Annotated in this window: 17 protein-coding genes and 1 other annotated feature (1 of these 18 cut by a window edge); of the genes, 8 read left to right on the top strand and 9 right to left on the bottom strand. The window is 39.2% G+C overall.

All coding sequences use genetic code 11. The features are described 5' to 3' along the window. A complete protein-coding gene (locus tag ACZSMY_RS20965) occupies positions 1 to 690 on the bottom strand; it encodes a response regulator transcription factor (RefSeq protein ID WP_042532329.1) in 690 nt (229 codons plus the stop codon). A gap of 389 nt (positions 691 to 1,079) precedes the next feature. On the opposite strand from ACZSMY_RS20965, the gene ACZSMY_RS20970 reads away from it, so the two are divergent. Both ACZSMY_RS20970 and ACZSMY_RS20975 read left to right on the top strand, forming a co-directional pair. Continuing rightward, positions 1,080 to 2,447, top strand: coding sequence for a S1C family serine protease (locus ACZSMY_RS20970; RefSeq protein WP_465148269.1), 1,368 nt, complete (start codon positions 1,080 to 1,082; stop codon positions 2,445 to 2,447). Positions 2,448 to 2,695: 248 nt separating this feature from the next. Beyond that, entirely contained in the window at positions 2,696 to 3,586 is an 891-nt protein-coding gene (locus ACZSMY_RS20975; RefSeq protein ID WP_193064419.1) for a zinc ribbon domain-containing protein, read from the top strand. A gap of 74 nt (positions 3,587 to 3,660) precedes the next feature. Here ACZSMY_RS20975 and ACZSMY_RS20980 read toward each other — a convergent pair whose 3' ends face one another. Then, positions 3,661 to 4,281 (bottom strand): TraR/DksA C4-type zinc finger protein, encoded by a 621-nt coding sequence (locus tag ACZSMY_RS20980; RefSeq protein WP_042532323.1) that lies wholly within the window; start codon positions 4,279 to 4,281, stop codon positions 3,661 to 3,663. 220 nt (positions 4,282 to 4,501) lie between these two features. On the opposite strand from ACZSMY_RS20980, the gene ACZSMY_RS20985 reads away from it, so the two are divergent. Then, entirely contained in the window at positions 4,502 to 5,398 is an 897-nt protein-coding gene (locus ACZSMY_RS20985; protein WP_042532321.1) for an NAD(P)-dependent oxidoreductase, read from the top strand. 91 nt (positions 5,399 to 5,489) lie between these two features. On the opposite strand, the gene ACZSMY_RS20990 is transcribed toward ACZSMY_RS20985, so the two are convergent. The 4 genes from ACZSMY_RS20990 to ACZSMY_RS21005 form a co-directional block, all read right to left on the bottom strand. Continuing rightward, on the bottom strand, positions 5,490 to 5,690 hold the full coding sequence (locus ACZSMY_RS20990) for a cold shock domain-containing protein (RefSeq protein WP_198048619.1): 201 nt from the start codon (positions 5,688 to 5,690) through the stop codon (positions 5,490 to 5,492). A gap of 407 nt (positions 5,691 to 6,097) precedes the next feature. Next, on the bottom strand, positions 6,098 to 6,529 hold the full coding sequence (locus tag ACZSMY_RS20995; protein WP_084612924.1) for a spore coat protein: 432 nt from the start codon (positions 6,527 to 6,529) through the stop codon (positions 6,098 to 6,100). A 34-nt stretch (positions 6,530 to 6,563) separates the two neighbouring features. Further along, positions 6,564 to 7,097, bottom strand: a complete 534-nt coding sequence (locus tag ACZSMY_RS21000; protein WP_042532318.1) for a spore coat protein — start codon at positions 7,095 to 7,097, stop codon at positions 6,564 to 6,566. 199 nt (positions 7,098 to 7,296) lie between these two features. Beyond that, a complete protein-coding gene (locus ACZSMY_RS21005) occupies positions 7,297 to 7,506 on the bottom strand; it encodes a hypothetical protein (RefSeq protein WP_042532316.1) in 210 nt (69 codons plus the stop codon). A 224-nt stretch (positions 7,507 to 7,730) separates the two neighbouring features. On the opposite strand from ACZSMY_RS21005, the gene trhO reads away from it, so the two are divergent. Beyond that, complete coding sequence (gene trhO, locus ACZSMY_RS21010; protein ID WP_042532314.1) at positions 7,731 to 8,708, top strand: oxygen-dependent tRNA uridine(34) hydroxylase TrhO; 978 nt, start codon at positions 7,731 to 7,733, stop codon at positions 8,706 to 8,708. A 51-nt stretch (positions 8,709 to 8,759) separates the two neighbouring features. Here the strand turns inward: trhO and ACZSMY_RS21015 are convergent, their stop codons facing one another. Further along, complete coding sequence (locus ACZSMY_RS21015) at positions 8,760 to 9,449, bottom strand: hypothetical protein (protein WP_226895019.1); 690 nt, start codon at positions 9,447 to 9,449, stop codon at positions 8,760 to 8,762. An 85-nt stretch (positions 9,450 to 9,534) separates the two neighbouring features. On the opposite strand from ACZSMY_RS21015, the gene ACZSMY_RS21020 reads away from it, so the two are divergent. Then, a complete protein-coding gene (locus tag ACZSMY_RS21020) occupies positions 9,535 to 10,035 on the top strand; it encodes a glutathione peroxidase (protein WP_042532312.1) in 501 nt (166 codons plus the stop codon). A gap of 27 nt (positions 10,036 to 10,062) precedes the next feature. Here the strand turns inward: ACZSMY_RS21020 and ACZSMY_RS21025 are convergent, their stop codons facing one another. Then, on the bottom strand, positions 10,063 to 11,238 hold the full coding sequence (locus ACZSMY_RS21025; RefSeq protein WP_193064420.1) for a M20 family metallopeptidase: 1,176 nt from the start codon (positions 11,236 to 11,238) through the stop codon (positions 10,063 to 10,065). A gap of 598 nt (positions 11,239 to 11,836) precedes the next feature. Between ACZSMY_RS21025 and ACZSMY_RS21030 the strand changes: the two genes are divergently transcribed. From ACZSMY_RS21030 to dctP, 3 genes are all read left to right on the top strand, one after another. Continuing rightward, positions 11,837 to 12,409, top strand: coding sequence for a TRAP transporter small permease (locus ACZSMY_RS21030; RefSeq protein ID WP_042532308.1), 573 nt, complete (start codon positions 11,837 to 11,839; stop codon positions 12,407 to 12,409). Positions 12,410 to 12,437: 28 nt separating this feature from the next. Then, entirely contained in the window at positions 12,438 to 13,712 is a 1,275-nt protein-coding gene (locus ACZSMY_RS21035; protein WP_193064421.1) for a TRAP transporter large permease, read from the top strand. A gap of 74 nt (positions 13,713 to 13,786) precedes the next feature. Continuing rightward, on the top strand, positions 13,787 to 14,839 hold the full coding sequence (gene dctP / locus ACZSMY_RS21040) for a TRAP transporter substrate-binding protein DctP (RefSeq protein WP_042532305.1): 1,053 nt from the start codon (positions 13,787 to 13,789) through the stop codon (positions 14,837 to 14,839). A 93-nt stretch (positions 14,840 to 14,932) separates the two neighbouring features. Here dctP and proS read toward each other — a convergent pair whose 3' ends face one another. Continuing rightward, positions 14,933 to 16,369, bottom strand: coding sequence for a proline--tRNA ligase (gene proS, locus ACZSMY_RS21045; protein ID WP_193064423.1), 1,437 nt, complete (start codon positions 16,367 to 16,369; stop codon positions 14,933 to 14,935). Positions 16,370 to 16,446: 77 nt separating this feature from the next. Beyond that, positions 16,447 to 16,564, bottom strand: a binding site (T-box leader) (it continues 137 nt past the right edge of the window).

Below are 16,564 nucleotides of genomic sequence, written 5' to 3' on the forward strand. Positions count from 1 at the left end.
TTATGCTTCCTCATCTTTTCTCAAACGATAGCCGAATCCCCATACTGTCTCAAGGGGAATATGCTCCATCTTTTTCCGAATCCGTTTCATTAAATCATCTACCGCACGGTCACTCCCAAAATAATCATCGCCCCATACCTTTACCAGCAATTCTTCACGAGAAAAAGCACGATTAGGGTTCTCTGCTAAAAGGAGCAGCATATCATATTCTTTTGCAGTTGTTTCATATTCGATTCCTTCAAAAAATACTCTCCGTTCATTTTTATACACAAGGAGCTGATCTACTTTTACCCGATCGTCCGGTTCTTTATATTCCGAAGACTTTGGCTGCACCCGTTTGAACAGCCTTTTCATTCGGGCAATCAGTTCTCTCGGGCTGAATGGCTTGGTTAAATAATCATCACTGCCCAGCTCCAGACCTAAAATTTTATCGATTTCCTCATCTTTCGCTGAAATAATAATAATGGGAACATCGCTTTCATTACGAATTTTCCTGCAAAATTCATAACCATCCATCCCCGGGAGCATAATATCTAATACCCACATATCCGGTGGATTATTTTCCCATAATGTCCAGCCGTCTTCTGCATTGTCCAGAACAGTTATCTGATACCCTTCTTTTTTTAAATAGGCAACAACAATATCTTGTATGTTTTTATCATCTTCTACTAAACCAATATGGTATGACATGTATTTCCCACCTCTTTCATCCTGTACTAAATTGTAGTTTATCAACTGCGGATTTGGCAAGATGCCGCTTCGGCAGACCCCAGCAATAAAACGAAACTTTATTCAGAGGGAGTTTTACGGACGATTCTCCGTGATAAAGCAATATACTTGATTATTTTCAGGCGTTTTCACGTTTATTAAAAAAAACAAATCGGGTAATTCTAATATAGGAAGAAAGAATATCCCCATTTTCAACAATCTTTCATTCTATACTATTTATTTTTACATGAACACCCTGCTTCTGACAAACGGGATTTAAGATTACACAGTTTTTACACAATTATACCAAAGGATTTCCCATGGTCGGTACTATAATAAAATTAAATCAAATAACTTGGAGGTGCTTTACAATGAGTAACAACGATTATGAAAATGAAAGAAATGAAAATGTATCGGGTGACCTTGAAAAGAATAATGAGCCTTTGACTGATGAAGCATCGACAATTGATAATAATAGATCAGAGCAAAATAGAACAACCGATGAAAAGCAGCAAACATATGTCGCTTCATCAGAAACCAATCCGCCAAAGCAAAAAAAATCGAAAGGCTGGTTCCGCGTTTTTTTTAGCGGAGCAATTGGAGGAATTATTTCTTCCGTACTTGTTGTCCTGCTCTTAGGAAATCAATTGCTGCCGGCTTCGGAGGGCATAATGGATTCCTCTGGAGGAGAAACTGCGTCATCCAGTGCCTCTTCAGAATCTATTATCCCTACGATAGCTTCTGATGATGCAGACGTTTCTGCTGATATTTCAGAAGTTTCCCAAGCTGTTGTCGGCGTTATTAATATGCAGCAGCAAAATTTATGGGAGGACAGCCAAGAAGCTGGTACTGGTTCAGGAATCATCTATAAAAAAGAAGATGGAAAAGCGTATGTTATCACAAATAACCATGTTGTAGAAGGCGCAGAACAGCTTCAAGTAGCTTTGAATGAAGAACATCAGGTAGATGCCACTGTACTTGGAACAGATGCATTAACAGACTTAGCTGTGCTTGAAATTGATGGAGAGCATGTTGATACAGTTGCAAATTTAGGATCCAGTGAAGATATTGAAGTAGGAGAAACGGTTATGGCAATCGGTAACCCGCTTGGTATGGACTTTAATAACAGTGTAACAAGAGGTATCATCAGCGGTTTAAATCGTAATGTTGAAGTAGATACAAACGGAGACGGCGCTCCGGATTGGGTAACAGAAGTACTGCAAACAGATGCAGCAATCAACCCTGGTAACAGTGGCGGCGCATTAGTTAATGCAGACGGTGATGTGATTGGCATCAACTCCATGAAAATTGCTCAAAGCCAAGTAGAAGGCATCGGTTTTGCCATTCCTATTGACGAAGCCTTGCCAGTTGTTGAAAAACTGGAAACAGACGGTGAAGTTTCCCGTCCATTAATCGGTATTTCTACAGCGCCATTAACCCAGGTTCCGCCTCAATACCAGCAAGAAATCGAGCTTCCTGAAGATGTAGAAGGCGGCATGGTCATTGCAAATGTTCAATCTGGTTCACCAGCAGACAATGCGAACCTGCAACAATTTGACGTCATTACAAAAATAAATGGGAATCCAGTCACTTCCATTATCGAGCTTCGCAAAGAGCTTTTTGATCAAGGGCAGGCTGGAGAACATGTAGAAATCGAATTTGCACGTGATGGAGAACTGCATTCCATTACATTAAAAATGGATGAATTAAAAGCCAGCCAACCAGAAGCAAATCAATAAACAGCATAAAGGAACACTTTCTTCAACGAGGAGTGATCTCACTGAATGCGGGTATAAGAATTACTAAGCTATCTATAGCAACGGAAAAAGCAGACTGTTGAATATCAGCAGCCTGCTTTTTCTATACACAGAAGGAAATATTAGGAGAATAAACCTATTTTCCCCTACCGATTCCCTGAAAAATCGTATATAATTAACTTTCAAAGCAAGATTTATCTTGCTGAATTATTGGAAAAGGAAGTGATTTTTTGATTTGCCCAGCATGTAATCAGGAAACGGAGGAAGGAAAGTTTTGTACAAAATGTGGTTCACCGCTGCATCCACAAGAAAAAACAGCAACAGAGGATCCATCTAAAGAAAATACTCCTGAGGTACATACAGAGACATCACAACAGGAAAATGCATCCACTGCAGAAACATCACAGCAATTCAATGCAACACTTGAAAAAGTAAAAACAGGTTCAAATCAATATTGGAGTTATTTTATTACCCGGATTAAAAATCCGAATGTCGCTTTTAGGGATAATGAACAGCACGTAACTAATTCTATTATTACCGCAATTATACTTACCCTTGCAGCCACATTATTCTTTTGGGGACTTCTTAACACAATATTTCAAGACACTATCGGAGTCTTTTCCAGCAACGAGTCACTAAGCGATTATGTACCTTTTTTCTCAACCACGCTAAAAGGGATGCTTATTTTTATTATTCTTTTCTTTGCGGGACTAATTGCTAGCTTTATTACGCTTAATCTTGCGAAACATTCATCTTCCTTTGTGCAGCAGTTCACTCGTTACACAGGCACACTCGTACCATTTACAGGCTTATTTGTTGTGCTAGCTTTATTATCACTGCTGGGTATTGTTAAGATTGATATATCCGAAATGGATACGTGGATTCTTCAGCCGGAAGAAGCAAGTTTTCCATGGGGAATATCTTTTATAACCATTTTATTTATTATCGTGATGTACGTTAATCCGATTATTCATGCGCTTCATGCACTTACTCAAGAAAAAATAAAACACAGTTTTTATTTTACAATCGTATCGTTAGCCATCACCTTTGTTATTATTACAATTATGAATACCTTATTTATTTCGGATATCCTAACAAATATATTTGAATCAACATTATAATCTCTATATTTTACTAAAAACCGGACAGATAAAATTCCAACATAACGGGATTATCGTCCGGATTTTTTTGTGAATTACTCTTCTTCGCTATCCAATTCATCCTCATACGCCTCATGATTAGGCATCACGCCTGTATACTTGCCTTCTATATCAGCAGCCAAAAAGTCTTCCACCTCTATATCATCAGAGCTCTCTTCCCCATCTTCCGGCACCCCTGCACCGTCATGATAATCCGGAGTATAGCTGGATGTTCCATATTGCTGGACATCCTCCCAACTATTTTCTCCGCCATCTTCTCTTACTTTAAATACTTCTTTTGGCGGTGTCTCTCCATGAAATGTCCGCTGTTTTTCATGTTCGGCGCAGCAATCTGCAGTCGGTAATGCCTCCAAACGCTCTGGTTCAATATTTTCGCCGCACACCTTGCAAATTCCATAGGTTCCTTCTTCCATCGCATGAATGGAATTATTTATTTCTTCTAATTCTGATTCCGCATGTCGCTGCAGAGCACTGTCTTTTTCTCTTTCAAAAAGCTCCGTTCCTGTATCAGCAGGATGATTATCATAATTGGATAATTCACCTAACACCTCTTGGCTAAATTCATATTTCATTTCTGTTTTTTGATTTATTCGTTCAATTAACTCCTCTTGTCTCGCAAGCAGCCGCTGCTTTAGCCTTACCGTATCTACTCTCATCGTTATCCTCCCCTTCTATCTATATTTATTTAGGATTGAAGTTTCGTTTTATACTATATGTAAATGGAAAAATTCGATGCAAGGCAATCGTTGCCAAGTATATTTTAACGAGTGAAAAGAATTTATTGGAAATTCAGCTGTTTTTTCTTAATAATTATTTGCGTTTTTCGAATTTTCATGACAAGATTTAGATACAACATTTATACAAAGGAGAGAGACAATGATAACGGCATCAACGGCTACTATCGGTTTTATTGGTTTAGGTGTAATGGGGAAAAGCATGGTAAAAAATCTAATGGAAGCAGGCTACAAGCTTAATGTTTACACAAGAACAAAATCAAAGGCAGAAGAGTTACTGGAGCTTGGAGCTGCCTGGCATGATACACAAGCCAGCTTGGCAAAAGCAAGTGATGTCATTATTACAATGGTTGGTTATCCAGAAGACGTGGAAAAAGTGTATTTTGGAGATGAAGGTATTTTAAACCATGCAAATAAAGGGGCTTATGTCATTGACATGACGACATCTAAGCCAAGCTTAGCAATCGAAATTTATGAAGAAGCAAAAAAAGCAGGTTTGACCGCTTTAGATGCTCCTGTCTCTGGAGGGGACATCGGCGCAAAAAATGGCACATTGGCTATTATGACCGGCGGAGATAAAGAAGCTTATGATGAAATTGCACCTATCTTTCGTGTCCTGGGAGAAAGAATTACCTTACTTGGACCTGCAGGAGCTGGGCAGCATACTAAAATGGCAAATCAAATTGCGATTGCGACCAATATGATTGGGGTCAGTGAATCCATTATCTATGCAAAAAAAGCAGGTTTAGATGCGGAGGAAGTACTCGCCACTATTTCTACCGGAGCTGCGGCCAGCTTCTCCTTATCCAACTTAGGTAAGAGAATGCTTGAACGGGATTATGAGCCCGGTTTCTATGTAAAGCATTTTATCAAGGACATGGAAATAGCTTTAGAATCAGCTCATAACATGGGAATGCCAGCACCTGGACTGGAATTGGCATTAAAGCTTTATAAAGAATTAGCTGACATGGGCGAAGCTGACAGCGGCACCCAAGCATTGATTAAATTGCTTGCATATGAAGCGGAAATGACACTGTAACAAAACTTTTTCATCAGAAAAAACCTCGAATGTTTCTAGAAAACATTCGAGGTTTTTTAGCTGGCTTATCCAGCGTTTTATATCATTCGAATTAAAGACGAACAACGTTTGCAGCTTGTGGGCCACGGTTGCCTTCTACGATTTCGAATTCAACATCTTGACCTTCTTCAAGAGTTTTGAATCCTTCAGCTTGAATTGCAGAGAAGTGTACAAATACGTCATCTCCGTCTTCACGCTCGATGAAACCAAAACCTTTTTCTGCATTAAACCATTTTACTTTACCAGTCATTATCATGACCTCCTTATACAAGATATGCAAAGTCATTGAAACTTAAATACTTTTACACCGTCTTGGAAAAGAGATCGTAAAGTATTCTTGTAACTCCAATTACCTTTTGCAAGTATTATTTTAACCCCTTTCATAAAAAAATGCAAGTGAATATCGATGAAGATTATTAGACAAAATTCGATGTTTTTCAACGGAAGAAGCGTTTTCATATGACGATAGCGTTCTACACTATAAAATCCATTAATTTTTAAAATTGCTAAAAACAGGAATTATGCATAGTTTTCACCTATGAAAAGTATAAAATACCGCAGCTCTGTATATCTATTCTTAAATGAATAGAGCTCCCTTTAACAGTTTTATAAAGGGAGCTCCGGTAAAAAACGTACCGTTATTTTTCGCAATTAATGTTCTTATAAAATATCCAGACTTACTACAATTGCCAGCAGCAGCTGAATCAATAACTGAATATTAATAGCAATATCAATATCGGTAGTAGTGATATTTACATTTTTCGATTTTTCAACAATAGTTTTTTGACGGTTGCTTTGTTTCGTTTTCATCACTTGTTCTAAATCCTGGAAAACAGCCTTTGCCTTGTCTGAATCAGCCAATGTAATGCTGAGCACCACAGCAATAGCTACTTCAATCCCTACCTGTAAACTGATTGCTGCTTGCGTATCTGTCGTTGTTACTGTAACTCCCTCAGAGTCTTTAATGATAATCCATTCCTCAGAGGATTGCTTCGTTATATTCTTTTGTTTGGCTGCTTCCTCTACTTCTGCCTGGTTGTTTCGTTCGTCATCACAATAATCTAGGGCTCTCCACTCTTTTTTGTGCATCATGTTCGTCTACACTCCTTTCTATACCAAATTTGGATTACAGAATATCAATCATGATTACCAAAGCGATGAGGATTTGTAAAAGCAGCTGAATATTAACAGAAATATCTGTGTCGGTTGTTGTCACAGTTGCATCTTTTGTATTATAGATAAATATTTTTTGTTTATTTACCTGGCTGGCACTGATTGTTTGCATTAATTCTTGTTCTACCGCTTCCTCATCTCCAGAATCAGCAATGGATAAACGGATAACAATGGAAATAGCTAATTGCAGTGCTGCTTGTAAGGATGCGCCGATTTGCGTATCTGTTGAATTCACATTAATATTACAGGATTCTTTAACCCAGATAACCTCTGCAGATTCTTGTTCCATATACGAAAATTCATCTGCAGTTTGAACAACACTCGCCTCGCCAAAATTCGGGCTGAAGGAATTATCATAATAAGCCGGTGCGTATTGATTATCTTTTGTGTCACAGGCATTTTCTTCAGGTTGACATGCATAATCGTTTCCATATAAGTCATCGTGGAAACGGTTGGTCCCTTCTGTTTTACTTCTGTAGACAGACATCGATTAACACTCCTTTCTTAAAGTTCTAAATTAATTTATGGTATTGATAACTATACTTCCTGTACACCAGCACAAAGAACACGGAAAATAACAAAATCACCTAGTCCAATTTTTAGGGAATATGCAATGCTGCCGTTTTTGGAAAGCAGCACAAAAAATGTGAAGAAATCATATATTTCCTTCACATTTTAGATAGAAATTATTCTGCTTTAGACTCATTCTTCTTTTCCTGAAACTCCTCTACCTGCGCTTTTAAATCCGTCACCATTTCTTTTAACATTTCACGCTGTTTTTCAGAAAGGTTATTTTTCACTTCTTCTGGTTTAATCCCGTTCTTACGGAAAATACTGTCTACCATTACCTCAACCACTTTATTGGACATCATTGGGTCTTTAGATGATTCGCTCATTATTTCATCTCCTTCCTTCATAGATACTCCATCTTATGGAGAAAAAGTTCAGATTGACTATGCTCACGTCTACAGCGGGATAAATAATGAGAGGCGCGTTTGTCTTATGGACTGGAATCAAGCAATAAAACATGCTAAAATAAAGAATTGCAAGACGAAAAATGAATAAACGAAACCAGACTCATTTGTATCTTGCAAATATAAATGAACAGGTGGTAAACCAAATGGAAACAAATCAAGAATATCGCGTTTTACTTTATTACAATTATGTGCATATTGAGGATCCGGAAGCATTTGCGGCTGAGCATCTTAAATATTGCAACGAGCTTGGGCTAAAAGGACGTATTTTAGTAGCTGAAGAAGGCATTAACGGAACTGTTTCAGGGACAGTGGAACAGACAAATGCCTATATGGAGCATATGCATGCAGATTCTCGCTTTGAAGATATGACATTCAAAGTAGATGCTCATGATAAGCATGCTTTCAAAAAAATGCATGTCCGTCCCAGAAACGAATTAGTTACACTGCGTTTAGAAGATGATATTAACCCGTTAGAAACAACCGGAAAATATTTGGAACCGAAAGAATTCTATGAAGCATTACAGGACGAAGATACCATCGTATTGGATGCCCGCAATGATTATGAATATGATTTGGGACATTTCCGCGGCGCAATCCGCCCAGATATCAAGACATTCCGTGAACTGCCCGAGTGGGTCCAAGAAAACAAAGAAATGCTTGAAGATAAAAAAATCGTAACATATTGCACAGGCGGCATTCGCTGTGAGAAATTCAGCGGCTGGCTGAAGGATGAAGGCTTTGATGATGTAGGTCAATTACATGGCGGCATTGTTACTTACGGAAAGGATCCGGAAGTTCAAGGCGAGTTATGGGATGGACAGCTGTATGTATTTGACGAGCGTATCAGCGTTCCTGTTAACCAAAAAGAACATGTCATCATTGGCAAGGATTACTTTGACGGAGAGCCTTGTGAGCGTTATGTAAACTGTGCAAATCCAGAGTGTAATCGACAAATGCTTGCTTCTGAGGAAAATGAACATAAATACTTACGCGGATGCACGCATGAATGCCGGGTGACACCACGTAACCTTTATGTGAAAGAACATGATTTATCCACAGAAGAAGTGAAAGCCCGCTTAGCAGCGATTGGGGAAACACTTCCAGAAACAACAACGGTTTAATCATATAGATACGAAAACAGGCTGGAGAATTTAGATTCCCCAGCCTGTTTCTTATTTCTGATAAGTAATTGTCCATTCCCTATCTGACTTCTTCATCTCTACACCAATATAACCTTCTTCAATCAGCTTCTCTTGCCCGTCAATATCGTTCATATTTATCTCCGTTTGATTTTCCGCCCTGATTTCTTTTAATTTTAAATCATTACAATAAACATAGCGCAGCTTTCCGCCATACTTCTCTTTTACTTTATAAATGCGCATCCCCAGTGCAAATTTATCTTTCATGCTTGGAATATTTCCGGGAGCTACTGTAGCTAAGACATAACGGAAAAGTGAAGTATCTAATTGATTCATAATGAATCGGCCCATTTGGGTTTGTAAATGGTTGCCCCGGTAATTTGGATGTACATTGGAAATCTCTGAATAAATGATTTCTGCAAATTCTTCTTCTGTCAAGCCGATATCGCTTCCTAGCCCTTCTTCATCAGCAGCTGGATTCAGAAAAGCCCGGAAAGCAATCAGCCTGTCTTGATGAAAGATACCGACCATCAGCGGCTCTCCCTCTAATATCGTCCGAAATTCACTTTCATCCAGCGTCTCCAGCCTTTTTTTATCCTCTAAAGCTTCATAAACAATCGTTTGCAATTCTAAAATATCGGGTAAATCCGTAGTAGTGAGATAACGTAAATAAGCATTTTTTTCATCCGTCTTTAATGGAATATCTTTTATTATTTTAGTCACAAATAAACGCCCTTTCTTGCTATAATACAATTGGAATTATTTTTAATGCATGTACATCTTATCATTTTTTTCGAGGTGAAGTAATATGACAACTATCTATGATTTTTCAGCAAAAACAATGGAAGGCGAAGAGAAATCGCTGTCAGATTATGAAGGGAAAGTACTGCTCATCGTAAACACTGCAAGCAAATGCGGCTTCACCCCTCAGTTTGAAGGCTTACAAAGACTATATGAAAAGTATAAAGATCAGAATTTTGAAGTACTCGGTTTTCCTTGTAATCAATTTGGTCATCAAGATCCGGGAGCAGACGAAGAAATTAACCAATTTTGCCAGTTGAACTACGGGGTTACATTTCAAATGTTTTCCAAAGTCGACGTAAAAGGAAAAAATGTGCATCCGCTTTTTGATTTTTTAACGACCGAGCAAAAAGGGATATTAGGCGAACAGATCAAATGGAATTTTACGAAATTCCTCGTTGATACGGATGGAAAAGTTGCAAAACGATTTGGTCCGCAAAAAAATCCGGATACGATGGAAAAGGATATCGAAGCACTTCTTAAATCGGAAAACAGCGGAGAAGGATAACATCCTTCTCCGCTGTTTTCTAACTAGTTAGACCAAAGCCTGCGCTTTATTTTTATTAAATTCTTCTTCCATTGCTTTCAAAGCTTCTTCATTTGTTAATAAATCATAGCCTGTTTTTGCTAGAGAGAGCGCTCCTTCGTACAAAGCCAAGTGCCCGTCTTCTGTAATCGTCTGGTCAGCAAATTCTTTCGTATGCCCGATCAACCCTTCTTTGTTTAAGCCGATATAAGGATGGATTGCCGGAACGACCTGGCTGACATTTCCCATATCAATGGAGCCATAGCTTTCCTTTGAACCGTGCACAGGAAGTCTGCTTGTTTCTTTTAAATTTGCTGTAAATAGATCGGATAACACTTTATTTGTTGTCATATCATCGTAGCTTAATTCATAATTGGATATCTCTAGTGTTGCTCCTGTCATGGAAGCGGCGCCTTCAGCAATATTTTTCACCTTTTCCACAACCTCATTCAGGTAAGAGCGATCCGCTGCGCGGACATAGAATTGAGCAACTGCTTTATCAGGCACCACATTGGCAGCCTCTCCTCCTTCAGGAATGACGCCATGAATACGGACATCTGATTTCACATGCTGTCTTAATGCGTTAATGCCATTAAATAATTGCAGTACGCTATCTAATGCATTAATTCCTTCTTCCGGAGCAGCTGCAGCATGTGCTGTTTTTCCATGATATTCAAACTGGATCGCATCCATTGCCAAGGAATCACCGCTCTCCTGCGAAACATCACTGGGATGTAAAATCATCGCAGCATCTACCCCTTCAAATACACCCTGCTCACTCATCGGCACTTTTGCTCCGTTTGTCTCTTCAGCAGGCGTACCGAATACATGAACGGTTCCGCCAATTTCATCGATCAGCTTGCTTAATACCACGCCTGCTCCGACACTCATGGTTCCAATTAAATTATGTCCGCAGCCATGTCCGATTCCTGGAAGCGCATCATACTCAGCTAAGTATGCAATCTGAGGACCAGGCTTTCCGCTTGAATAGGTCGCTTTAAATGCAGTATCACGGCCAACAATTCCTTTTTCTACGTCAAATTGATGTACTGTTAAATAATCTGTTAACCGCTTCATTGATTCAAATTCTTGATCTCCCAACTCTGGATGATTAAAAATTGTATCGCTTAAATCTGTTAAATCATGTATCACTTTATCTAATTCATTTTTTAAATTTGCTTTCATTATTATTCCCTCACTCAATGTATATATATAAATCAACATGTATATTTATAACACATATTGCATGACGATTCAACAAATGAGCACTATTCCTGCACAGTCTCTCCGAAGAAGCTAGAGCGTATTCTTAACTATCAGAGAGTATTTGGTATCATATAGCTGTTAATAACTGCTATATATCCTAGATGCAGCGTTATCGCGTCTTACGAAGGATAATCGCCTTATAGCCCATTTGAATATATTGAAACATTTCTGTAACATAAAACGAAACTTCATTCAGTGGGAGGTTTTGTTCTTCTCCCACTGAATGTTAGTTGAGTGATTCAGGGAGTTAGCGTCCGTTATCTCCCGCCTAAATAAATTTATTTTTACGCTTTATTTTGAGGCAGGAGTTTTACGGACGGTTCTCCGTGATAAAACAAAACTTCATTCAGCGGGAGGTTTACAGAAGATTCTTCGTGATAAAAAATAATTGACTTATTAAGTTGATAAGTCTTTATTAGAGACAATTTAAAAAGATACATACAAAATGGATTTCTTAAATACAAAAGATGTTTTTTATGATCCGTTAGAACACGATGTATATAGGAGGAAAAGCATATTGAAAATTTTGCAATGGGTTGATAAAGCCTTTATGAAGCTGGAAGAATTTATTCTGAGCTTCGCTATTATACTGATTTCTTTTATGATTATCGGCAATGTTATTGCCAGAGAAGTTTTTAATTCAGGTGCATTTTATTTCGCTTATGAAGTCAGTCAATTTGCAATTGTTATCGCTACATTTATGGGGATTGCTTATGCAGCAAGAAAAGGAAGACATATCAGTATGTCAGCGTTTTATGATTTCGCCCCTTTTAAAGTACGAAAAGTAATGATGATTATCATTAACTTCGTTGCAAGTATCTTTATGTTTATACTTGCATACTTCTCTTACAGCTTTGTAATGTTTGAATATAACACAGGTGCTGTTACTACCTCTCTGGAGCTTCCGAGATATCTAATGGGTGTATTCATTCCAATTGGCTTCTTAACAGCAGGTATCCAATATTTACGAAACACGTATATCAATTTTACTGCGAAGGCAAAGGATACCGTGTATATAGGGATTGATGCTCCAGATTACAATGATCAGAAAAAAAAGCAGGATATTAAATTAGAAGATATTAATTTGTAAACTGAAAACGTGCAGAAAGGAAAAACTTATGTTAGCGACATTATTATCGATAATGATTGTATTACTATTTTTGAATTTTCCGATGATGATTCCATTAATGTTAGCCCCTGTTGTTGTGATGCTTATCTTTAATCCAAATTTAAATATGGATTTACTGATGGGACAGTTACTAACAGGAATTTCATCTTCTGTTTTACTATGTGTGCCTTTATTTATATTCGCAGCAGATATTATGACTTCGGGGAAAACATCGAATAGATTGTTAGATTTTATCGGTTCCTTTATTGGTCATATTCGCGGTGGTTATGCTGTAACGACTGCAGCTGCGTGCTCCGTATTCGGGGCAATTTCAGGCTCCACCCAAGCAGCCGTGGTAGCAATCGGGCGTCCGATGCGGGACAGAATGCTGAAGGCGGGATATAAAGATTCCAGTGCAATTGCATTAATTATTAACGCAAGCGATGTTGCCCTGCTCATTCCGCCAAGTATCGGCATGATTATTTATGCTCTAGCAGCAGGTTCAGGTGTATCTGTCGGTGATTTATTTATCGCCGGAATTATTCCAGGGATAATGGTTTTTCTCGCTTTTGCCATCTATAGTGTGATTTATGCAAAGGCAAAGGATATTCCGCTTGCTGAGCGCCAGGGCTGGGGAGAACGCTGGAAATCTTTTCGTAAAGCTTTACTTCCTTTAGCCTTTCCAGTAATCATAGTCGGCGGTATTTATACAGGGATATTCAGTCCGGTAGAAGCATCCGGTATTGCGGTACTCTATGCATTTATTCTAGAAGTCTTTATTTTCCGGACCATTCCATTAAAAAAGATTCCGAGTATTGCCCTTTCCACCGGGCTAGTTACATCAGCCGTATTTGTATTGGTAGCCGGCGGTCAATTATTCTCATGGGTGCTTGGGTACGCCAGAATTCCGCAGCAAATATCCGAAGCAGTGTTAGGAACGGATCCAAGTGCTATTTATGTACTTATTGTTGTCAGTATCTTTTTCTTTATAGGCTGTATGTTTGTTGATCCGATTGTTGTGATTCTCGTATTAACACCAATATTTATACCGGCAGCAGAAACTGCAGGAGTAGACCTCATCCACCTTGGAATTATTATTACCTTCCAGGCAGCATTAGGCTCTGCAACACCGCCATTTGGCGTAGATATATTTACCGCCAGTGCGGTATTTAACAAACCATACTTGGAAGTAATTCGAAGTACACCGCCATATATTTTGATTTTATTACTCATTGGTGTGCTATTAATTTTCTTCCCGCAATTATCATTAGTACTTATTAATTAATAAAACAGGTTTATCTCTGTTTTATATATAAAAATTAGGGGGTATTTATTATTTTAAACAAGAGATTTCTATGGATGCTTTCCTCTATTATAGCGCTCAGCTTATTATTAGCAGCGTGCGGAGGAAGCGATGATGGAGAAAGTAATGGAGATACCGGCAATGGAGAATTTGAAGAGCAGTCTTGGCAGTTTGTAACGGAAGAGCTTCAAGGCGAGGTTCAATATGAATACGCCGCGGAATTCGCAAACCGTATCAGCGAAAAAACAGATGGAGCGATTACCGTTGAACCGCTGGAGTTCGGTGCTTTGGGCAGTGAAGTGGATCAAGCCCAATTACTTCAGCAGGGCGGAGTTGAGCTGGCTGTAATGTCTCCAGGCTTCACCGGGAACCAGGTACAAGATGGACAAATCTTCTCTCTGCACTATTTCTTCCCTTCTGATCAAGAGCAGGTACAAGAAGTATTGACAAATAGTGAAGCATTGAATCAGGATTTACGTGCCAAGTATGAAGAACATGGTATTTCTCCGCTATCTTACTGGACAGAAGGAGCAATGGCTTGGTCCAGTAACGCCGGGATTGAATCTCCTGACGACTGGAGCGGTTTAAACATTCGTGTTCAGGAATCACCGCTTATGCGTGAAACATATGCTGCTTATGGAGCAACTGTTCAATCACTAAGCTGGGATGAATTATATACAGCACTGGACCGCGGAACGGTAGATGCACAAGAAAACCCCATTTTCTTTATTCAATCAGCGAGCTTCCATGAAGTACAGAATACCGTTACCGTCTCTAACCATAATAACTATGTTGCCATGACAACAGTGAATACAGATTGGTATAACGGCTTGGATGATAATGTGAAAGAAGTAGTCGACGAAACGGTAGCAGAAATGCAGGATTGGGTATTTGAGGAGCAAACGGCGCAAAACCAAGAGGGTATCAATGCGATTGAAGCAGATACGGATAATCCGACAGAAATCATTGAATTAACAGATGAACAGATTGAAGAATTTAGAGAGGTTGCAGAGCCTGTACATCAATATTATCGTGATGAAGTATCCGATATCGATCAGGATATTTTCGATAAGCTGCAAGAAGAAATTGCGGATGTAATGGGTGAGTAATAGAGAACACCCGCTTTTAACTTTATGTAAAAGCGGGTGCTTATTATTTCTTACACAAACAGGCTGAGATTTGTCTCACCTGTTTATTTATGATTAATATGCTCTGGCCCAGTAAACTAATTCTTTTGCTTTTTTACCACAGCATACACATGTTTCCGATACGCTTTCCGGTTCAAATGGGATACAGCGGGAGGTTGCGGATGTTTCTTCTTTAATCTGTTCTTCACAAGCAACATCTCCACACCACATTGCTTTGACAAATCCGCCTTTTTCGATTTCTGTTTTAAATTCATCCATATCCTTCGCAGTATGTGTCATCTCTACACGATGTTCCAGCGCACGTTTATAAAGGTTTGCCTGTACTTCATCCAATAAGGCAGCCAGACGCTCTTCTACATCGGTTAAGGCGACAAATTCTTTTTCTCCCGTATCACGGCGGACAAGAACAACCTGTTCCTTCTCAATATCCTTTGGCCCCATTTCGATACGGACCGGAATACCCTTCATTTCATATTCATTAAATTTCCAGCCCGGCATTTTATCACTGCCGTCAATGTCCACGCGGGCAATACCAGCCAATTGGTCGCGTAACGCATAAGCTTTATCGAGAACCCCTTCTTTATGCTGCGCGATTGGTACAATCATTGCCTGTGTCGGCGCAATCTTTGGAGGCACTACTAATCCGCGGTTGTCTCCGTGTACCATAATTAATGCACCCATAATCCGGGTAGATAATCCCCAGGAAGTTTGATGCACAAATTGGCTTTCACCGTTTTCATCCAGGTACGTAATGTCAAATGCTTCTGCAAATCCGGAACCAAAATGATGAGAAGTACCGGATTGCAAGGCTTTTCCATCATGCATCAACGCTTCAATCGTTAACGTGAATTCAGCTCCGGCAAATTTTTCTTTATCTGTTTTCTTTCCTTTTAGAACAGGAATTGCTAGATAGTCTTCCACCAGCTTGGCATAAATTTCAAGCATCCGATTTGTTTCTTCTGTCGCATCGGCATCTGTCGCATGCGCTGTGTGGCCCTCCTGCCAATGAAATTCAGAAGAACGCAGGAACGGGCGTGTTGTTTTTTCCCAGCGAACCACGTTAGACCATTGATTATACAGCTTTGGCAAATCACGATAAGAATGGATATTTTTTGAGTAATAATCACAGAAAAGCACCTCAGAGGTTGGACGCACGGCGATACGTTCTGTTAATTCCTCATCTCCGCCATGGGTTACCCAGGCAACCTCGGGAGCAAATCCTTCTACATGATCCTTCTCTTTTTGCAGTAAGCTTTCAGGAATAAAAAGCGGGAAGGCCACATTGGTGTGCCCTGTTACTTTAAACATACGATCTAATTCATCTTTGATATTTTCCCAAATTGCATAGCCATATGGCTTGATAATCATCGTTCCGCGAACCTGACCGTAGTCCACAAGCTCCGCCTGCTTGACGACGTCTGTATACCATTGTGCGAAATCATCCTCCATCGCTGTAATTTTTTCTACAAATTGCTTATTCTTCTTACCCAAAAGTAAGCACCTCTTTCTTATTTTGCTCTTCTATTATTTGAAATTTCCATGTAAACGCAAAAAATCCTCCATCCAAAAAAAGGGACCGAGGTTTAGTGGTGGTACCACCCTTGTTTATATATAAGCTGCCATCTATTATTTTATAGACGCGTCCAGCATATATATACACTTTATTGGATAACGGTCCAAAACCGC

Source organism: Oceanobacillus sp. B139/18, assembly GCF_055524595.1.

Coding starts and splice junctions, on each gene's coding strand:
- ACZSMY_RS20965 (WP_042532329.1), bottom strand. CDS start 690: ATGTCATACCATATTGGTTTAGTAGAAGATGATAAAAACATACAAGAT.
- ACZSMY_RS20970 (WP_465148269.1), top strand. CDS start 1,080: ATGAGTAACAACGATTATGAAAATGAAAGAAATGAAAATGTATCGGGT.
- ACZSMY_RS20980 (WP_042532323.1), bottom strand. CDS start 4,281: ATGAGAGTAGATACGGTAAGGCTAAAGCAGCGGCTGCTTGCGAGACAA.
- ACZSMY_RS20985 (WP_042532321.1), top strand. CDS start 4,502: ATGATAACGGCATCAACGGCTACTATCGGTTTTATTGGTTTAGGTGTA.
- ACZSMY_RS20995 (WP_084612924.1), bottom strand. CDS start 6,529: ATGATGCACAAAAAAGAGTGGAGAGCCCTAGATTATTGTGATGACGAA.
- ACZSMY_RS21000 (WP_042532318.1), bottom strand. CDS start 7,097: ATGTCTGTCTACAGAAGTAAAACAGAAGGGACCAACCGTTTCCACGAT.
- ACZSMY_RS21005 (WP_042532316.1), bottom strand. CDS start 7,506: ATGAGCGAATCATCTAAAGACCCAATGATGTCCAATAAAGTGGTTGAG.
- trhO (WP_042532314.1), top strand. CDS start 7,731: ATGGAAACAAATCAAGAATATCGCGTTTTACTTTATTACAATTATGTG.
- ACZSMY_RS21020 (WP_042532312.1), top strand. CDS start 9,535: ATGACAACTATCTATGATTTTTCAGCAAAAACAATGGAAGGCGAAGAG.
- ACZSMY_RS21025 (WP_193064420.1), bottom strand. CDS start 11,238: ATGAAAGCAAATTTAAAAAATGAATTAGATAAAGTGATACATGATTTA.
- ACZSMY_RS21035 (WP_193064421.1), top strand. CDS start 12,438: ATGTTAGCGACATTATTATCGATAATGATTGTATTACTATTTTTGAAT.
- dctP (WP_042532305.1), top strand. CDS start 13,787: ATGCTTTCCTCTATTATAGCGCTCAGCTTATTATTAGCAGCGTGCGGA.